The following is a 1,789-nucleotide window of genomic DNA, read 5'->3' as shown; positions in this document are numbered from 1 at the left end:
GCGACGACGACGAGCCCGGCCTGCCCGGTCGCCTCCCGCAGCCCGTGCAGCCGTTCGGCGACGGCCCCGACGAAGTCGTCGACGTCGTGCGCCAGCGCGGCGGCCGCGGCGGACGGGTCGTAGGCCGCCTTGTTCTCGGGCTCGACCCCGTGTCCGGTCACCCGCGACGGCTTGAGCCCGGACGGGTGGTCCCAGGTGTGGAAGTCGCGGTAGTCGGGCCCGCCGGGGTAGCCCGCCCGCGGCGACCACACCCGGTAGGTCACCTCGAGGTCGCGGCCGAACGCGACGACGTCGGTTCCGTCCACCGGATGCGCGGCCGCGGTGTCGCCCCGCAGCGCCGGGCCGTCGACGAGGAAGCGCTGCACCCCGGCGGCCGCGTAGTCGTGCTCCATGCCGGGCGCGTAGCCGCACTCGGGCGCCCAGATGCCCTCGGGCCGGCTGCCCAGGCGCCGCGCGGTGTCCCGCAGGCCGCCCTCGAGGAGGAACCGACGGACGCGTCCGGGCAGCAGCGGGCCGAAGGGGTGGGTGGCGGGACCCCCGAGGAGCTCCACCACCCCGCCGTCGGCGAGGGACCGGAACACCGGCGAGGCACCGTGGCGCCAGGTGCGCTCGAACGTCGCCAGGGCCGCGGCGGCGGCCCGGTGCTCGCGGACGGCGACGTCGGGGGAGCGGCGGTGGGCGGCGTGGGCACGCAGCTGCCAGTCGGCGAGCCAGGCGTGCATCGCGGCCAGGCAGTACGGGTGGTCGAGCTGCGCGGCGAGCACCGGCGTGACGCCGAGGGTGAGCACGTCACGGTGCCCGCGCTCGGCCAGCCGCTGCAGGACGTCGACCACCGGCAGGTACGAGTGCGCCCACGCCTGGTGGAGCCAGTCCTCGCCGACCGGCCAGGCCCCGTGACGCGCCAGCCAGGGCAGGTGGGAGTGCAGCACCAGGCAGAACGTGCCCTCGGTGCCGGCCATCACGCTCCTCTCGTCCCGCCCCCGGGCTGGCAGGTTACCGAGAGGTAGACGACGTCATCGCGGCCGTACCGCGCTGACGACGAGGTCGAGCGAGGCGGCCACGTCGTCGGTGCGCAGGTCGAACTCGTCGACGCCGACCGCCGCCACGTCCTCGCGCAGCGCCCCGGGCCAGTCCTCCCCGGACAGCGCGAGCGCCACCTGCGCGTCGACGATCGACCCGCCGTGCCGGGCGTCGCGCTCGGCCAGCCGGGCCCCGTGGTGCAGCCCACGCATCGCGGCGACCTCGAGGCCGGCGCCCTCCACCAGCGCGGCCAGGTCCTCGGCCGCCAGCTCGTGGGTGTGGAACGGGTTGAGGGGCCGGTCGTGCAGGGCGTTGCCGGGCGAGAACGTCAGCCGGTTCGGCGTCGAGCAGTGCAGCCGGCCGCCGGGGCGCAGCACCCGGGCGCACTCGCGCAGGAAGCCCGCCTGGTCCCACAGGTGCTCGATCACCTGCAGGGTCACGACGACGTCCACCGCCGCGTCCGGCAGCGGCAGCGCCTGCAGGTCCGCGCGGACGACGTGCACGGCCTCGTACCGGCGCGCCACGTGGAGCGCGGTCGGCGTGTCCAGCTCGAGCCCGACCACCCGGCGCGCCCCGTCCGCCAGCAGCGCCGCCCCGTAGCCCTCCCCGACGCCGGCCTCGAGCACCCTCGCGCCCCGGCAGTCCTCGGCGAGCGCCCGGTACACCGCCTCGTGGCGGCGGAACCAGTAGTTCTCGCGCGCGATCCCGGGCACCGTGCGCTCGCCGGTCAGCGGCAGGGTCGGGGCGCGCTCCACGGGCGGGCACGGTA

2 protein-coding genes are annotated in these 1,789 nt (G+C 76.9%); both read right to left on the bottom strand.

Annotated elements, in window-relative coordinates; genetic code table 11:
- Positions 1 to 959: glycoside hydrolase family 57 protein (locus AC0CYZ_RS27965; RefSeq protein ID WP_472221375.1), on the bottom strand; the 959-nt coding region annotated here is incomplete at its 3' end.
- Positions 960 to 1,013: 54 nt separating this feature from the next.
- Positions 1,014 to 1,775: a class I SAM-dependent methyltransferase gene (locus AC0CYZ_RS27960; RefSeq protein ID WP_472221376.1), complete on the bottom strand. Its 762-nt coding sequence runs from the start codon at positions 1,773 to 1,775 to the stop codon at positions 1,014 to 1,016.
- Positions 1,776 to 1,789: the final 14 nt, after the last annotated feature.

The organism is Actinomycetospora sp., from assembly GCF_055612215.1.
Note: the sequence above shows the minus strand (reverse complement) of the source record. Positions and strands in the feature narration are given on the sequence as shown.